General features: G+C 45.7%; 15 protein-coding genes. 13 read left to right on the plus strand and 2 right to left on the minus strand.

From position 1 onward, the window contains the following. Window positions 1-55 precede the first annotated feature (55 nt). From mutL to ACUYLD_RS08115, 13 genes are all read left to right on the plus strand, one after another. Entirely contained in the window at window positions 56-2,230 is a 2,175-nt protein-coding gene (gene mutL, locus ACUYLD_RS08055) for a DNA mismatch repair endonuclease MutL (RefSeq protein ID WP_446674741.1), read from the plus strand. A gap of 12 nt (window positions 2,231-2,242) precedes the next feature. Further along, on the plus strand, window positions 2,243-3,091 hold the full coding sequence (locus ACUYLD_RS08060; RefSeq protein WP_446674742.1) for a class I SAM-dependent methyltransferase: 849 nt from the start codon (window positions 2,243-2,245) through the stop codon (window positions 3,089-3,091). Then, window positions 3,075-4,055, plus strand: coding sequence for a tRNA (adenosine(37)-N6)-dimethylallyltransferase MiaA (miaA, locus tag ACUYLD_RS08065; protein WP_446674743.1), 981 nt, complete (start codon window positions 3,075-3,077; stop codon window positions 4,053-4,055). Before ACUYLD_RS08060 ends, miaA begins: the two co-directional genes overlap by 17 nt. A 20-nt stretch (window positions 4,056-4,075) precedes the next feature. Next, window positions 4,076-4,321: an RNA chaperone Hfq gene (hfq, locus tag ACUYLD_RS08070; RefSeq protein ID WP_023989043.1), complete on the plus strand. Its 246-nt coding sequence runs from the start codon at window positions 4,076-4,078 to the stop codon at window positions 4,319-4,321. Between the two features lie 190 nt (window positions 4,322-4,511). After that, complete coding sequence (locus ACUYLD_RS08075; RefSeq protein ID WP_322159909.1) at window positions 4,512-7,172, plus strand: PBP1A family penicillin-binding protein; 2,661 nt, start codon at window positions 4,512-4,514, stop codon at window positions 7,170-7,172. Between the two features lie 165 nt (window positions 7,173-7,337). Then, window positions 7,338-7,895: a DUF402 domain-containing protein gene (locus tag ACUYLD_RS08080; protein ID WP_013310580.1), complete on the plus strand. Its 558-nt coding sequence runs from the start codon at window positions 7,338-7,340 to the stop codon at window positions 7,893-7,895. Beyond that, window positions 7,892-8,587, plus strand: a complete 696-nt coding sequence (locus ACUYLD_RS08085; RefSeq protein ID WP_446674744.1) for a YdcF family protein — start codon at window positions 7,892-7,894, stop codon at window positions 8,585-8,587. The genes ACUYLD_RS08080 and ACUYLD_RS08085 overlap by 4 nt, the downstream gene beginning before the upstream one ends. 115 nt (window positions 8,588-8,702) lie before the next feature. Next, window positions 8,703-9,686 (plus strand): AAA family ATPase, encoded by a 984-nt coding sequence (locus tag ACUYLD_RS08090; RefSeq protein ID WP_025718768.1) that lies wholly within the window; start codon window positions 8,703-8,705, stop codon window positions 9,684-9,686. Between the two features lie 113 nt (window positions 9,687-9,799). After that, the gene (gene hflX / locus ACUYLD_RS08095) at window positions 9,800-11,086 is read left to right on the plus strand and encodes a GTPase HflX (protein WP_013310577.1); all 1,287 of its coding nucleotides are present in this window, start codon (window positions 9,800-9,802) and stop codon (window positions 11,084-11,086) included. Between the two features lie 111 nt (window positions 11,087-11,197). Further along, a complete protein-coding gene (locus tag ACUYLD_RS08100; protein ID WP_446674745.1) occupies window positions 11,198-12,451 on the plus strand; it encodes a methionine gamma-lyase family protein in 1,254 nt (417 codons plus the stop codon). A gap of 83 nt (window positions 12,452-12,534) precedes the next feature. Beyond that, on the plus strand, window positions 12,535-12,948 hold the full coding sequence (locus ACUYLD_RS08105) for a MerR family transcriptional regulator (protein ID WP_007430683.1): 414 nt from the start codon (window positions 12,535-12,537) through the stop codon (window positions 12,946-12,948). A gap of 117 nt (window positions 12,949-13,065) precedes the next feature. Continuing rightward, window positions 13,066-14,394 carry a type I glutamate--ammonia ligase gene (gene glnA / locus ACUYLD_RS08110; RefSeq protein ID WP_013310575.1) on the plus strand — a complete coding sequence of 443 codons (1,329 nt, stop codon included), beginning with the start codon at window positions 13,066-13,068 and terminating at the stop codon, window positions 14,392-14,394. A 311-nt stretch (window positions 14,395-14,705) separates the two neighbouring features. After that, window positions 14,706-14,894 carry a hypothetical protein gene (locus tag ACUYLD_RS08115; protein WP_446674923.1) on the plus strand — a complete coding sequence of 63 codons (189 nt, stop codon included), beginning with the start codon at window positions 14,706-14,708 and terminating at the stop codon, window positions 14,892-14,894. 212 nt (window positions 14,895-15,106) lie between these two features. On the opposite strand, the gene ACUYLD_RS08120 is transcribed toward ACUYLD_RS08115, so the two are convergent. Both ACUYLD_RS08120 and ACUYLD_RS08125 read right to left on the minus strand, forming a co-directional pair. Continuing rightward, the gene (locus ACUYLD_RS08120) at window positions 15,107-15,328 is read right to left on the minus strand and encodes a DUF6199 family natural product biosynthesis protein (protein WP_043882525.1); all 222 of its coding nucleotides are present in this window, start codon (window positions 15,326-15,328) and stop codon (window positions 15,107-15,109) included. A 118-nt stretch (window positions 15,329-15,446) separates the two neighbouring features. Next, the gene (locus ACUYLD_RS08125; RefSeq protein WP_061832033.1) at window positions 15,447-15,881 is read right to left on the minus strand and encodes a hypothetical protein; all 435 of its coding nucleotides are present in this window, start codon (window positions 15,879-15,881) and stop codon (window positions 15,447-15,449) included. Window positions 15,882-16,106 lie beyond the last annotated feature (225 nt).

A 16,106-nucleotide genomic window follows, 5' to 3' on the forward strand; every position in this document is an offset into this window, starting at 1 on the left:
GTGACATTTATTCCTGTTTTTCATCACACTTTGAAGTCAGGAGGAGGTTAAAAGGATGTCTAAAATTCGGGTACTGGATGAACATATTGCGAACCAGATTGCAGCCGGTGAGGTCGTGGAACGTCCAGCCTCCGTCGTGAAGGAGCTGGTGGAAAATGCGATTGATGCAGGCGGTACGCGGGTGGACGTATGGGTAGAAGAGGGCGGTCTGCAAAGTATCCGGGTGACGGATAATGGAAGTGGCATTGAGCCTGAGGATGTGGAGACGGCATTCTATCGGCACGCGACAAGCAAAATTGGACATGGTCGCGACCTGTTTCAGATCACAAGTCTCGGTTTTCGGGGAGAGGCGTTGCCAAGTATAGCGGCTGTATCGAAAGTAGAGCTGCTTACAGCAGCCGGAGATGACGGGCGTGCCCGTAAATTGGTGATTGAGGGCGGTAAGCTGGTGCTTCACGAGGATGCCGCTAGTAGGCAAGGGACGGATTTTACCGTACGGGAGCTGTTCTATAATACACCTGCACGGCTGAAATATATGAAAACAATCCAGACCGAGCTGGGACACATTTCGGATGTATTGTACCGAATGGCGCTTTCGCACCCTGAGGTTGCCTTCACATTGCGGCATAATGGCAATACATTGTTGCAAACGCTGGGTAATGGTGATTTGCTCCAGGTGATTGCCGCTATTTATGGAACTTCTGCGGCGAAGTCCATGCTGCTGCTGGAAGGAGAGAGCCTCGATTACCGAATTAGCGGCTATATCAGCCGCCCAGAGTGGACCAGATCGAATCGGAATGCGATATCGACGGTAGTGAATGGACGTTTTGTGCGTAGCTACGGGCTTAATCAGGCGTTGCTCAAGGCGTATCATACCTTATTGCCGATCAATCGTTTTCCGCTGGCTGTGATCCAACTGGAAATGCATCCTTCTTTGGTGGATGTTAACGTTCATCCTGCCAAGCTGGAGGTAAGGTTTAGCAAGGAAGCTGAACTGTTTCAGTTGGTCGAGAATTCGGTAAGAGCTGTTTTAGGGCAGCAAGTGCTGATTCCGAAGGCAGTCAAGCGCGAGATCGGTGGCAAGGACAGTGGCTCGTTTGTGCAGGAGCAGTTTCACTTCTTGAAGGGAAATGCTACGGAAGGGGATGCTCCTTCCGACAAAGACCGGGGGGGAGCACTGCCACTTTCCGTGACCTCGCCGGAGAACCAGGTACCGGGCCAATCCAATTACTTGAACAGAAGCGCAGAGAATAACAGAGGTAGCCAGGAGCGTGAGCAACGTCCGAGCAGGGATAGCCTCTCAGCTATTGGACGGGCAAACAACCTTTCAGGTAAAAGTATTAGTGATGATGAACTGGATGCAGATTTTGTGGAAGAAAACAACGGGAGTGAAGTTAGAGGGGACGTGCCGCTCCCTGATGGAGCGACTGTACAGTCGCCCGAAGGAGATAATGCTGCAATAGGCACATCTTCTTTATACAGTGGAGGGATAAAGGAAACGGCTGCTTCTGCTGCTTACCCATCTTCTGTGCCGCCGATTGCAGGACACGCTACGGATTCCCGTCATTTCGCGGATCAGAAGCCTCGCCAGCAACGTCTGAATGCAGAGCAATTGGCAGCGGTGTCGGGAGAAGTTCCAGAGCTGCCCACTTTTCCTGAACTGAATTTAATCGGTCAGCACCACGGGACATATCTGATTGCACAGAACGACCAGGGCTTGTATTTAATTGATCAACATGCCGCACATGAACGAGTCAATTATGAATTTTATTATGAAAAATTCGGTAATCCCGAGTCAGTATCGCAGGAATTGCTACTGCCAATTACACTGGATTTTACGCCTTCCGAGACAGAAAAGTTGAAAACAAGGCTGCACTGGTTTGAGCAGGCGGGGGTGTATTTGGAGCATTTTGGCGGTCAAACTTTCCGTGTCAGCTCTTACCCGTACTGGCTTCCCCAAGGGGAAGAAGCGGATGTTATTGAGGAAATGGCCGGATGGGTGCTCGAGGAAAGAGCCATTGATCTTGCAAAGCTGCGGGAAGCAGCCTCGATCATGTGCTCCTGCCGGGCTTCGATTAAGGCAAACCAGAAGCTGACTGACCGACAGGCTATCGTGCTGCTAGAGCGTTTGGCAGCGTGCAAACAACCATATACTTGCCCTCATGGGCGACCTATTGTGGTTTCCTTTTCCACATATGATTTAGAGAAGCTGTTTAAAAGAGTAATGTAAGGGAGTATATATATGTTGCAGGATCGGGAAAACCATGAAGAAGAGCGGTCGAGGCTACGGGAGAAGAAAGTCGAATTACTGGTCACGACAGGAGATTCCCCCTCGGCTGAGGTTGTGGAGCGAGCGAAGCTGCTTGCAGCCGAGTTAGGGGTGTTGTATGCCCCTCGTCGTGGCATATCGGTAGCTAAGCTAATCGCGGCTCACAGAGTCCGCCAAGCATTGGTTCTGGTGCAGGGCGGAGTGAGACTGATCAGCCCAGAACAATCACCGATGGTTTTTCACCCGAGTATGGGCTTCATTCGCGCCAAACGGGTATTAAAGGGTGAACCTGACCCGATGTTGACGGCTGCCCGGATCGTCCCGGGTGATACTGTGCTGGATTGCACCGCAGGACTTGGTACGGATTCTCTTCTATTTTCAATTGGAACGGGAAGCTCTGGACAAGTCACGGCTGTGGAGAGTTCTTTCCCCGTCTATGCTTTAATCAAGGATGGAATGAGGCATTACCGTTCCGGCAACGCTGAAGTAGATCAGGCCTTTTCCAACATTGATGTTCGTTTTGGTCATCATTTGGACTATTTGCGTAGTTTGCCGGATCGCAGTATAGATATTATTTACTTTGACCCTATGTTCCGTGATCCATTGCTCGATTCCAGCGCAATCGGTCCATTGAGAGGGTTGGCTAACCCAGACGCGTTGAGTGAGGAAAGTATTATTCATGCGAAACGGATTGCACGAAAAACAATTGTATTAAAAGAAAAACGGGGTAGCGGGGAATTTGCCCGCCTCGGCTTCCGTGTGGAGCAGCGGGGCACAACGAAAACAGTGTACGGAGTGATTGATATTGACAGTGGCACCTAAGCCTAAATTACTTGTTCTTGTTGGCCCGACTGCGGTTGGCAAGACGAAACTAAGCATCGAGATGGCTCGACAATTTGACGCGGAAATTATTTCCGGGGATTCCATGCAGGTATACCGTCATATGGACATTGGAACTGCCAAAATTTCCGAACAGGAAATGGAAGGAATCAAGCACCATTTAATTGATATTCATGAGCCTGAATACCCATATTCAGTAGCCCAATTTCAGGAAGACTGTCGTCGTCTCATACCTGATATTCAATCTAGAGGAAAGCTACCGTTTATCGTAGGCGGAACAGGTTTATATGTAGAATCAGTCTGCTATGAATACCAGTTTTCCGAGGTGGGGGCTGACGAAGCTTTTCGTCAGGAACAGCTTGACTATGCCGAACAGTTTGGAGCTGACGCGCTTCATGCGCGACTACAGGCGGTTGATCCCGAAAGTGCACTTCGTCTGCATCCTAATGATCGTCGTCGTGTCGTTCGGGCACTGGAAATTTACCATGTTAGCGGAACGACACTTAGCTCTCAACTTGCCAGTCAAAAAAAGGAATCTCCCTACCAACTCTGCATCGTAGGTTTGACAATGGATAGGCAAATGCTATATAAACGTATTGAAGACCGAATTGACGGGATGCTCGATCAAGGGCTTGTTGCTGAGGTAACCTCCTTAATGGAACGGGGAGTGCGAAGCGATGCCATCTCCATGCAAGGTCTAGGCTATAAAGAGATATCCTCCTACCTGCGGGGAGAGGTGTCTTTGGAAGAGGCGGTGACTTGGGTAAAACGGGATACGCGTCATTTTGCGAAGCGACAGCTCTCGTGGTTTCGCCATATGAAGGATATCCAGTGGGTAGATGTCACTGATTTCGGAAATTTTTCTGCTCATGCAGCCCGAATACACGAAATTATAGCAGGAAAGTTCCGGACAGACCTTGAATATACTTCAAAACAATCCAAATGATTATTGGGGGTACGGCTAAAATGAACAAGTCCATTAATATCCAAGATACGTTTCTGAATCAATTGCGCAAGGATTCTATACCTGTAACGGTATACCTCATCAATGGATTTCAGGTGCGAGGGACGATTAAAGCATTTGACAATTTTACGATTGTTATCGACTCGGATGGAAAGCAACAGCTGATTTACAAGCATGCCATCTCCACTTTTACACCGCAACGCAATGTATCGCTTGTACAGCAACAGGATAACGCTAGCGATAACTGATTACGGCTTGACGGTCGCCCGGGTTCATGAAACTTTTCAGGCGTCCGTCTCGTCTAACTGTATAGGAATGTGACCGGGAGCAACCTGATCAGGGTTGTTCTTTTCATTCCGTTTACTTTCATGCTGCCAACAGCAAGCTTTAGGCTTATGTTAGGTATCATATGATTATTCGCGAAAGGGAGTCAGGGGAATGCCAAACGATTCATTGTCCAGATCCGGCAATCGCAATAGAAACACATCTAAAGAGAAGCCGAAGGGCAAGAAAAAGAAAATAACAGGTAAGCGAGTGGGGTGGACGCTATTTATTACAGCGGCCTTAGCCATATTCTGTGCACTTGGTGGATATTTATTTGTCATGGTTAATGGCGAAAAAATTTACAAAGCCAACAAAGACAAAATTACAGTGAACGAGACATCGAAGGTTTATGACCGCAACGGTGTGCTCATGGGTGAGTTGTCTGTGCAAAAAAGCGATCCTGTTAAAAGTGAAGAAATACCAGATCTGCTGAAAAAAGCTTTTGTGGCAACAGAGGATAAACGGTTTTATGAGCATCAGGGTGTTGATATTTGGTCTATCGGTCGGGCGGCTGTTAAGGATATTATAGCTCGTTCGGCAGTGGAGGGCGGCAGTACGCTGACTCAGCAGCTGGCCAAAAACTTGTTTTTGACACGTGACAAAACCTTTTTCCGTAAGGCGACTGAGGTATCCATTGCAATGGCCTTGGAGCGAAATTTGAATAAAGATCAAATTATTACGCTATATCTGAACCGGATTTGGTTTGGACGTTCATATTCCGGTATTAAAGCAGCATCGGAAGGCTATTTTGGAGTGACAAATTTAAATGACTTAAAGTTGTGGCAGGTCGCTACACTGGCAGCTATTCCGAAAGGGCCATCCAAGTATAATCCAATCAGTAACCCGGAAAACTCGAAGGCACGACGTGCGGTGGTTCTCCAGCTGATGTTTGAGCAGGGGATGATTGGAAAGCAAGAGATGGAAGAGGCCAAGGCTGTAAATTACGATTACAAACAACCAGAAAAAGTTCAAAAGTATCAAAATTTTATGGAATACGTCATGGATGAGGCAGAGGATGCACTGCCAGGAGTTAGCGGCAATGATTTGATTATTGGTGGTTATAAGATTCATACGACAATGGATGCCCAGGCCCAAAATGCGCTGGATCAGGCGATGGCAGATGATGACATGTTCGAAAAAAGTCCTGACGATCAGCCTGTTCAAGCCTCGATGGTCATTATTAACAACCAAACAGGTGGAATTGCCGCAATGGCACCCGGACGAGATTATAAAAAGGGAACCTTCAATCGTGCGACACAGAGCCGCAGACAGCCAGGATCGGCTTTCAAGCCGATTGTAGCCTATGCGCCAGCTCTTGAATCCGGTAAATTTACGATGGATACCCCTTTGAGTAACGAACGCCAGAGTTTTAACGGATACAGTCCGAAAAACTTGCATGGTTACTCATCAACCATTAGCATGCTCGATGCCATTACGAAGTCTGAAAATATTCCGCCTGTATGGTTGCTGAACCAAATCGGTGTGGAAAAAGGGGTTCAATTTGCCGAGAGCGTAGGCATTCCGATGGACAAAAATGATCACTCACTTGCTATCGCATTGGGTGGATTAAGCAAAGGAACGAATACCCTTGAAATGGCGCAGGCCTACAGCGCTTTTGCCAATAAAGGACAATTCCAAAAGGCTTATTCCATTAAAAAAATTAATAATAGTGATGATCAGGTAGTTTATACTCATGAAGAGGAATCTAAATCTGTAATGAGTGAAAAAACGGCTTATGAAATGACACAAATGATGCAAAATGTAGTCAATAGCGGCACAGGTCGCAAAGCACGTATTGACTGGCCTGTAGCTGGTAAAACGGGTACGACCCAAAGCGGAATTAGCGGTAACAGTGGTAACCGGGACATCTGGTTTGTCGGTTATACGCCAGAATATACCGGAGCAGTATGGATGGGTTATGATAAGCCGGACAGCAAACATATGCTCAGAAACTACAGTGGGCAGTCGGCAGCCTTTTTCGGAAGAGTCATGGGTGAAGCTCTCAAGGGACACCCGGTTACGCAATTCAGCGAGCCGAAGGGATATGAACCACCAGTTGAGCAGAAGCCAGAAGAGCCGGTTCAGGCTACCGCTCCAAGCGGGCTGAGCGGGTCTTATAGTCAGGACACCCAAATTGTATCGTTGTCCTGGACTGCGGCGACGGGGGATAATGTACAATACCGTGTGTATCGCAAAGGGACTTCTGATGCAGGCTTTGCAACAATCATGGAGGCCATGAAGGGCACGAGTGGTGAAGATACGTCTCCTATAGCTGGAAACACGTATGAATATTATGTAGTGGCTTATGGAGCGGATGGTAAAGAATCCGAGGCTTCTAATACGATCCGTGTGGAAATTCCGGCAGAGACTACTCCGGTTGATCCACAACAAGGGACTGATCCAAACGAGAATGGAACCTTACCGGATAATGGCGGGGCTACAGACGGACAAAACGGTACAGATCAGGGAAATACAGCTCCTGGCGGTATCAACAACAATAATGGCTCAGGTCAGGTTCCGACATCTCCTGGAGATACTAGTGGGAATGGTGCTGGAGGCACAGGCAACAATAATAGCAATTCCGGCAATGGAAACGATACAAATCAGGAAAATGGTCAGACTACTACACCGGATGCAGGTATTTCTGATGAAGATACTATGGTAAATCCAGAAAATACGGATGCATCTACGACTGAAGTCACAACGGATGGAACTCAAGAAGGCAATTCTAACGGTCATTCGAACTCCAATCGTGGACGTCACAATCGGGATTAGCAAGTATTGCTTTATGTAAGTTGAATTTGCTTCAAATCAAAGGTATTTTCGGACCATTTCACGGTCTGAGAATACCTTTTTTTGCTTTAGTAAAGGGGTTCTTTTTGAGTGTACAGTTTAAATATGGTAAGCTGGTTTTACCAATGTTGGAGAGGAACATCATTTATGAAGCGCAAATTCGGAGACCGGGCCAACTGGCGCAGAATCACCAATCGCAAGTTTGCTTGCCGGTATGTAGAAAGTGACGCGTTTACAGGATATGTGACCCTGTATACAATTTTGAGTCTCAAGGAGCCGTTATGGAAAAGTTACGGTGGTCATACGTTTTGCATAGCCGATAAAGGATATTCCTGGCTACAATATTATCCAAAAGGTGAGCACTATGTGGTGACTGCTATGTTTGACAACCGAGAGCAAATCGTTGAATGGTACATTGATACCTGCCGAAATCAGGGTGTGACCGATCAAGGAGTCCCATGGTTTGACGATTTGTATTTGGATGTTGTGGTGCTTAAAAACGGTGAAATCTTCCTAGTGGATGAGGATGAATTGGAGGAGGCGTTACAACGGGGGCATATCTCAACGCAAGAGGCAGAATTGGCTAACCGTACAGCGGCTGATGTGTTACATCAGATAGATGCCCACGTGTTCCCCTATTTTAAAATGTCGCTGAAACACCGGGCAGAATGGTTTCACAACGGTGATTTCAAGAGAGAACGGTGAAAGTTTTGCAGTGGATTAAAGACACTAGGCCCAAACGCCCTGAGTTGAAAAGCGGGCAGAGTCGCCTTAAGAAGATATCTATGGTATCCAAGCGTCTTGTACTTTGTTTGATGATTTTCATTTTGGTCGGATTGGTATGGGCAGGTATCCGAGTGTGGGACATGAATACGGCCGCCTCTACCACTCCGCTCAAGCAAGTGCAAATTGGAATCGTACTAGGTGCTTCTATGTGGGGGGCTGAGCCCAGTCCTGGATTGAAGGAAAGGCTTGAAGAAGCATTGCGCTTATACCGCAACGGGACGGTACAGCGTCTAATTGTAAGTGGGGGACTGGATAAACCAGATTTTCCGTATACGGAGGCTGAGGGCATGCAACGCTATTTAGTAGATAGGGGGGTCCCTGTACAGCATATTGTGTTGGAAAACCATGCGACCAGTACTTACGAAAATCTGCTCTATAGCCAGCGCATCATGAATGAATATGGATGGACCTCCACCGTGATCATCACACATAGCTATCATGGCCCTCGAGCGATGGAGATTGCTCAATTCTTGAAATTTGATCATCCTCAGATGGCTCTGACGGAATCCAAAGTGCTGAATATGCCAATTCATCAATCAAGAGAAGTATTGGCATACGCTAAATGGACGCTGCAACGGTGGTGGATCAGCGCTCAAACTTGGGTTGCCTGAATTAAAGAAAAGGCTTTGTGCACGTTCCCGTTGCTTTTATGCTAATAAGGACATGCCAGACCGAATACATTAATAGGGTAAGCTGTGCCTGAAGAAATGTTGAGGTGATGGATGCATGAACGGACGGGGAATCGCCGCGGGCAAGCGGTCGGAGGAGAGACCTTCCAGACAAATTAATGTCGTGCTGCGTAGCCCGGAGCCGATAGCTTCGGTGACTGTGGACGAGACGGAAGCAGTGGCTTCAACCAAGTCACAGGCGCTACCGCAGTATCTCAGTCTTTATCAGGAAATTCAGAAAGAACTCGATCATCTCGTCGGCTTGGATAACATCAAAGACCTGGTATTTGAGGTATATGCCTTTTTGCAAATCGCCCATATGCGCACGGATGCGGGATTATTGAGCAATGCACACGTATATCACATGATTTTCAAAGGAAATCCAGGTACAGGCAAAACGACAGTAGCCCGCATTATCGCTAAAATGCTGCAAAAAATGGGTGTACTGAGCAAAGGTCATCTGATTGAGGTAGAGAGGGCTGATCTGGTCGGTGAGTATATTGGCCATACGGCACAAAAAACGCGAGATCTGGTAAAGAAATCTCTTGGCGGCGTGTTGTTCATTGATGAGGCTTACAGTTTGGCACGCGGAGGGGAAAAGGATTTTGGAAAAGAAGCGATTGATACCTTGGTAAAGTCCATGGAAGACCAAAAAAATCAATTTATTTTGATTCTCGCTGGATACTCGGGGGAAATGGACTTTTTTCTACGAACAAATCCTGGTCTTCCTTCTCGCTTTCCAATCCAGTTGGATTTTCCTGATTACACTGTGGATCAGCTTATCCAAATTTCCGAGATGATGGCCAAGGAGCGGGATTATATTCTCATGCCTCAGTCCATAATTAAAATGAAGGAGCATTTGCTAAACGAGCGTAATGACAGTCTTCATGCATTTAGTAATGCACGATATGTTCGTAACGTGATTGAAAAAGCGATTCGGCACCAAGCTGTCAGGTTGCTCAATCAGTACCGGAGCGGGCAACCTGGCAAACAGGAATTGATGACGCTGCGTCCAGAGGATTTGAAAATGGACAAAAGATAGGCGATAATAGGAATCTGAATCACATCGAATGGTATGACATCGAACGGGGGCCGGCCTGAACATCAGGTCGGTCTCTGTTCGAGAGTTGACATGAAAATAAAGGAGCAAACAATATGGCGAACTCCACTCATGATACACAAACCGAAATGCAGGACAAGGCGGTACTGGTCAGTCTAATTACGGATGAAGTCAAACGATCTGGCATCAATACGGAATACTCGTTGGATGAGCTGGTGAAACTGGCTGAGACAGCGGGAGTTGAAGTACTGAGCGTCCTGACACAGAATAAGGAAGCTAAGGATTCAAAATGGTTTATTGGCAAAGGAAAAGTAGAGGAATTGCGCGCAGTTGCTGAAGAATTGGGAGCGAATACAGCTATTTTTGATCAGGAGCTCTCGGGGGCCCAAGTACGGAATCTGGAAGAAAGTCTGGATCTCAAAATTATTGACCGGACACAATTGATTCTGGACATTTTTGCACAACGTGCAAAAACACGGGAAGGTATTATTCAGGTTGAACTGGCGCAGTTGTCATATTTACTCCCACGTTTGTCTGGACATGGCAAAAATCTCTCGCGTCTCGGTGGTGGAATCGGAACACGTGGTCCTGGTGAAAGCAAGCTGGAGACAGACCGCCGTCATATTCGTGATCGAATCAGTGATCTAAAACGCCAACTGGAGGAAGTGACCCGCCACCGGTATTTGCACAGGGAGCGCAGACAAAAGAGCGGCATTGTTCAGGTTGCACTTGTTGGCTATACCAATGCGGGCAAATCGACGCTGTTGAAGCAACTGACAGCAGCCGATGTATATATTGAGAATCAACTGTTTGCGACGCTGGATCCTACCTCCAGAACAATGGAGCTACCGAGTGGAAAAGAAGTTATTCTTACGGATACGGTCGGTTTTATCCAAAATCTCCCTCATGATTTGGTTGCTTCCTTCCGTGCTACTTTGGAGGAGGCGAATGAGGCTCATCTCATTTTGCATGTCGTAGACGCGTCTTCGGATATGCGAGACGAACAGATGAAAGTTGTAGAGACGATCTTACAACAGCTAGGGGCTGCGGACAAGCCTCAGATCGTATTATTTAACAAAAAAGATGCCTGTACCCCTGAGCAACTGGAAATGCTTCCTTCTGGGGAGGGCTATTTGAAAATTAGCGCTTTTGATGAAGGCGATTTGCTGCGCATTCGTGAACTGATTCAAGAGCATCTGAGCGGTGATACGCTGAGATTCCGCATTCCTGCGGAACGTGGGGATTTAACCTCGGTGCTTTATCGAATCGGAGATGTACTGCTGACAGAGTATGATGGAAATGATGTCATTTATGAGGTTGAAATTCAAAGAGGCGAGTACGAAAAGTATGGTCATGCACTCAGCGAGTTCACAGAAGGTTAACATGTAATGATGTTTTTGGGTCAATAAAATGATAATGCTCATCGTTCAAAGTGAACAATAATATAACATGAATAGCCTAAGGCTGCGTAAGAGAGAGGGTCAAGAAGGTAAATGGTAGTTTTTAGTCCAGAAATTCAGCAAATTCAGGAAACGGCAGAACATAAAATACAAGAACGTATACAGCACATAGATCATATTGTAGATTCAAATCAGTGGAAGGTAATTCAGGCATTCCAGCGGAAGCAAGTGAGTGATTTTCATTTTGCGGGTTCTACGGGATATGCTTACAATGACCGGGGACGTGAGGTGTTGGAAGAAGTCTATGCGGATGTGTTCGGTGCGGAGGCAGCGTTGGTGCGTCCGCATTTTGCCTCGGGTACTCATACAATTGCCACTGCTTTATTTGGTGTGCTGCGTCCAGGGGATGAACTGTTATACATTACCGGGAGGCCTTATGATACCCTGCACAAAGTGATTGGTAAGCCCGGCGACGGAACAGGATCATTGCAAGATTTTGGCGTTACTTATGGAGAAACCGCACTGACAGCGGAAGGTAAAGTGGACTGGGAAGCGGTGGAGGCTGCGATCCATGCCAAGACCAAAGTGATCGGTATTCAGCGTTCACGCGGTTATGATTGGAGAGCTTCGTTTAGTGTAGCAGATATTGAAGAAATGACAGCACGTGTGAAGGAAATAAAACCTGACGTCATTGTCTTTGTTGACAATTGCTACGGTGAATTTACCGAGAAGTTGGAACCTACTCAGGTCGGTGTCGATTTGATGGCAGGTTCGTTGATTAAAAATCCCGGTGGTGGCATTGCAGAAACGGGTGGATATATCTGCGGCAAACAAAAGTATGTAGAGCTGGCATCCTACCGATTAACTGCACCTGGAATCGGTGGAGAAGTAGGTGCCATGTTAGGTACTACACGAGGCATATTTCAGGGACTATTCCTTGCTCCAACACTGGTTGGGCAAGCGGTTAAAGGGAGTGTATTCGCAGCTGCGGTCTTTGAGGAGATGGGATTTGAGACCAAACCTGCCTGGCATGAAGAGCGTACGGATTTGATTCAGGCTATTTCTTTTAGCGGACCAGAACATCTAATTGCTTTTGTACAGGGTATTCAGCGTGCGGCTGCCGTGGATAGCCATGTGGTGCCGGAGCCGTGGGATATGCCGGGTTATGAGCATCCAGTTATCATGGCAGCAGGTACGTTTATACAAGGGGGAAGTTTGGAACTATCCGCAGATGCTCCGATTCGTGAGCCTTATATTGGTTACATGCAAGGGGGCTTAACCTACTCTCATGTTAAATTTGGAGTGCTTATGGCTCTGCAAACGATGAAAGAACGTAAATTATTGTGAGTTTTTCTAACATGTCATTGACACTTTGCATCAGCTAAATGTACAATAAGGTGAATAATAGATCACTGGAAGGTTGATGACAAATGGGCGACGAAATTCGCAGAAATATGGCCTTATTTCCAATAGGTATTGTCATGAAGCTAACGGACTTGTCAGCACGTCAGATTCGTTATTATGAACAGCATAACTTGATAGTTCCTGCCCGTACATCGGGAAACCAACGTCTTTTTTCTTTTAATGACGTAGAGCGTCTGCTTGAAATTAAGGCGTTGATCGAGAAGGGTGTTAACATTGCGGGAATTAAACAAGTCATGAATCCGGTTACCAAGGAATCGGAGGAAGCTACGGTTATTACTGCAGATACGGAAGTCAAACGCCGTGAAATGTCCGATACTCAGCTTCACCGCTTACTGAAACAACAACTTGTTGCAGGCAAAAGACCAGGACAGGTATCCCTAATCCAAGGCGAATTATCACGGTTCTTCAATAAGAGATAATGCTTTGACCTACCTCTTGGTATAAGGTCGCCTTACTTTAAAACCAGGTCTCATCATTTAAGTAATTTATAGAACAACTGATTCGTATATAGTCGTTACAGAAAGGGAGAGGTTAGAGTGAGTTATAGCAGAGAAGATATCCTTCGGATTGCGAAAGAAGAAAATGTACGTTTTATTCGTTTGCAATTTACAGATTTGCTGGGCACTATTAAGAACGTTGAAATTCCGGTTAGTCAACTGGAAAAGGCATTGGATAATAAAATGATGTTTGACGGTTCTTCCATAGAAGGTTATGTGCGTATTGAAGAATCTGATATGTATTTATATCCGGATTTGGACACTTGGGTGGTATTCCCTTGGGTAACCTCGGATCGTGTAGCTCGCTTGATCTGCGATATTTACAAGCCGGATGGAGTTCCGTTTGCAGGTGACCCGCGGGGCATCTTGAAACGTGTACTTAAGGAAGCAGAAGAGTTGGGATACACTTCGATGAATGTCGGACCAGAGCCTGAATTCTTCTTGTTCAAAACGGATGAAAAAGGGGAGCCAACTACAGAACTGAATGACCAAGGCGGGTATTTTGACCTGGCTCCGATGGATCTGGGTGAAAACTGCCGTCGTGAAATTGTACTTAAGCTTGAAGAGATGGGCTTCGAAATTGAAGCATCTCATCATGAAGTTGCACCTGGTCAGCATGAAATTGACTTTAAATATGCAGATGCGATTAAAGCTGCCGACCAGATTCAAACGTTCAAGCTCGTTGTTAAGACGATTGCTCGTCAGCATGGTTTGCATGCTACCTTTATGCCAAAACCTTTGTTTGGTGTAAATGGTTCCGGTATGCACTGCAATCAATCGTTGTTTAAGGACAATGAAAACGTATTTTATGATGAAACGGACGAACTCGGATTAAGCCAGACGGCCCGCCACTATATGGCTGGTATTCTTAAACATGCACGTGCAATGGCAGCGATCACGAATCCAACGGTAAATTCCTACAAACGTCTCGTACCAGGTTATGAAGCGCCTTGTTATGTGGCTTGGTCTGCAAGCAATCGCAGTCCAATGATTCGGATTCCCGCGTCTCGTGGTCTGAGCACACGCGTCGAAGTTCGTAACCCTGACCCGGCAGCGAATCCTTATTTGGCCTTGGCAGTGATGCTGAGAGCAGGTTTGGATGGTATCAAACGTCAGTTAGCTCTGCCAGCTCCGATTGATCGTAACATTTACGTAATGTCTGAGGAAGAGCGGATTGAAGAAGGTATTCCAAGTCTGCCAGCAGACTTGAAAGAAGCTTTGTCTGAGCTTATTCGGAGCGAAGTTATCTCTGACGCACTGGGCGACCATGCTCTGGCCTACTTCTATGAGCTTAAGGAAATTGAATGGGATATGTATCGCACCCAAGTACATCAATGGGAACGCGATCAATATCTGACTCTTTACTAAAATGGGAAATCCCTTGGCGCTCTAAGCGTTGAGGGATTTTTTTATTTGTGGTAGGTAAAAAAAATTATTAAGTTTATTTATAATTGTCCCCTAATTGCCCCCAAAAATTTTATTATCAGAATAAATTTTCAGTAACAGACTCATAGTTCTCCATGCTATTCATCTCTATTTTTTGGAGATGTGTGCATAAACGTTGGCTGTTATTTGGATGCTACTATGTCCAAGTCTCTCCTGTACATACTTCATTGTAGCCCTAGCTTCAAGTAGCAATAGCGCATGATGTTATATATGCGTTTGCCCGAACAGAAAACATAACGCCAATCGCTTTCAAGGGGAAAATTTTTAAACTAATGTTTAATGCAAAATATGTGTTGGATGTCTTGAAAGTCTTAGAAAACGAAGTAACTACACTCGGGTATACTGGCTCTTCTAAACCATTCACTCTCGAGAGTGACGAGTCGAGTTTCTGCATTGTTCTTCCTTATAGGGTGACTGGTTAGATGAGTAAATACAATGGGAGAAAAATGATCTTTACTACTTATTATAGCGGCAGGCCGGTCTAAGATTAAGGAAGTTCGATTAGTGGAAACTATGGATAAGAGACAGATTTCTGTTTTTGAAAATATGCTAAATGATATTTTAGGAGCTTTAGCTAAACAGCAAGTGTCTTTTGGATAAGGGCATTTTGAGGATTGAAAACAGATAGTAGAACTTACAGGAATATAACTAAAAGTCCACATGTTAAAAAGAAGAACCCAAAGAGTATCGAAACAGAGCCTCTAAATTTCATGTCATCAATGTAAGCATCACTTGGTTCAGAGTCACCTTTGATCTTCCAGGCTTCGTTTGCACGCCATCCCCAAGTGGGATTTCGTTTACTTAAAATACCAAGCGAGAAAAAAATAATCGCAATAAAAATAAGCATGAATCCCATTTGATCAGCCCCTTTAAGTAAACTATACCAAAAAAGAACGACAGATGGAAAGTATCGTCTCTCAAGGACAGATAGAAGAAAAATAAGAGGGCTTTGCCCTCCATGGGATGGTTCAATTTTAATCTGAGTAGGCAACAGCATTAAAACTTTCTATTCCTATTCGGGTAGCATCTGCTGTGCAAAATAGATATAAGGTATACACCAATTCATTTGAAGGTGGTAGAGGGATATTGTAATCGGAAGCATTTATGGTGACGACCTGTACAGCGTTTGGGTTTGCTTCGGAGACACTTACAGAGTAAAGGGCGTAAGCAACAAGCGAATCGAAATTGCCTCTAACAATGGAAAAAGAAATAACGGAGTCAAATGGTGGAGGGGTAGGAAATGCAAGCTCAGCTATCCCGGATAATTGTACACGCATGTTTTCCCCTGCGCCCGTTACATCTAAGCCAAGCTCAGCAATGGCAACGGGTGTATTGGCTGGCAAGGGAATAGAGATTGTATTACCGTAACTTGCGTTTTGAGATGTTCGAGCATCTAACAATCTAGTCATTATCTCATCTCCCTTTTTGGGTAAAGGATTTGCAAGCTGGAAATATAAAAATACAGACAGTGTAGGATTTGGACCGGTTGATTGAACTAGATATTAAGCTTCAGAAGGATGAGCTGTAATAATGCTAACACGATAGGGTCAGACCTATGCCTATTTTCCCGAAATGAAGTCAACAGCCCAATCTTTTTGGTTAATTGCACAATATGCTACTTTGACTAGACTTTG

The organism is Paenibacillus sp. SER-28, assembly GCF_052906305.1.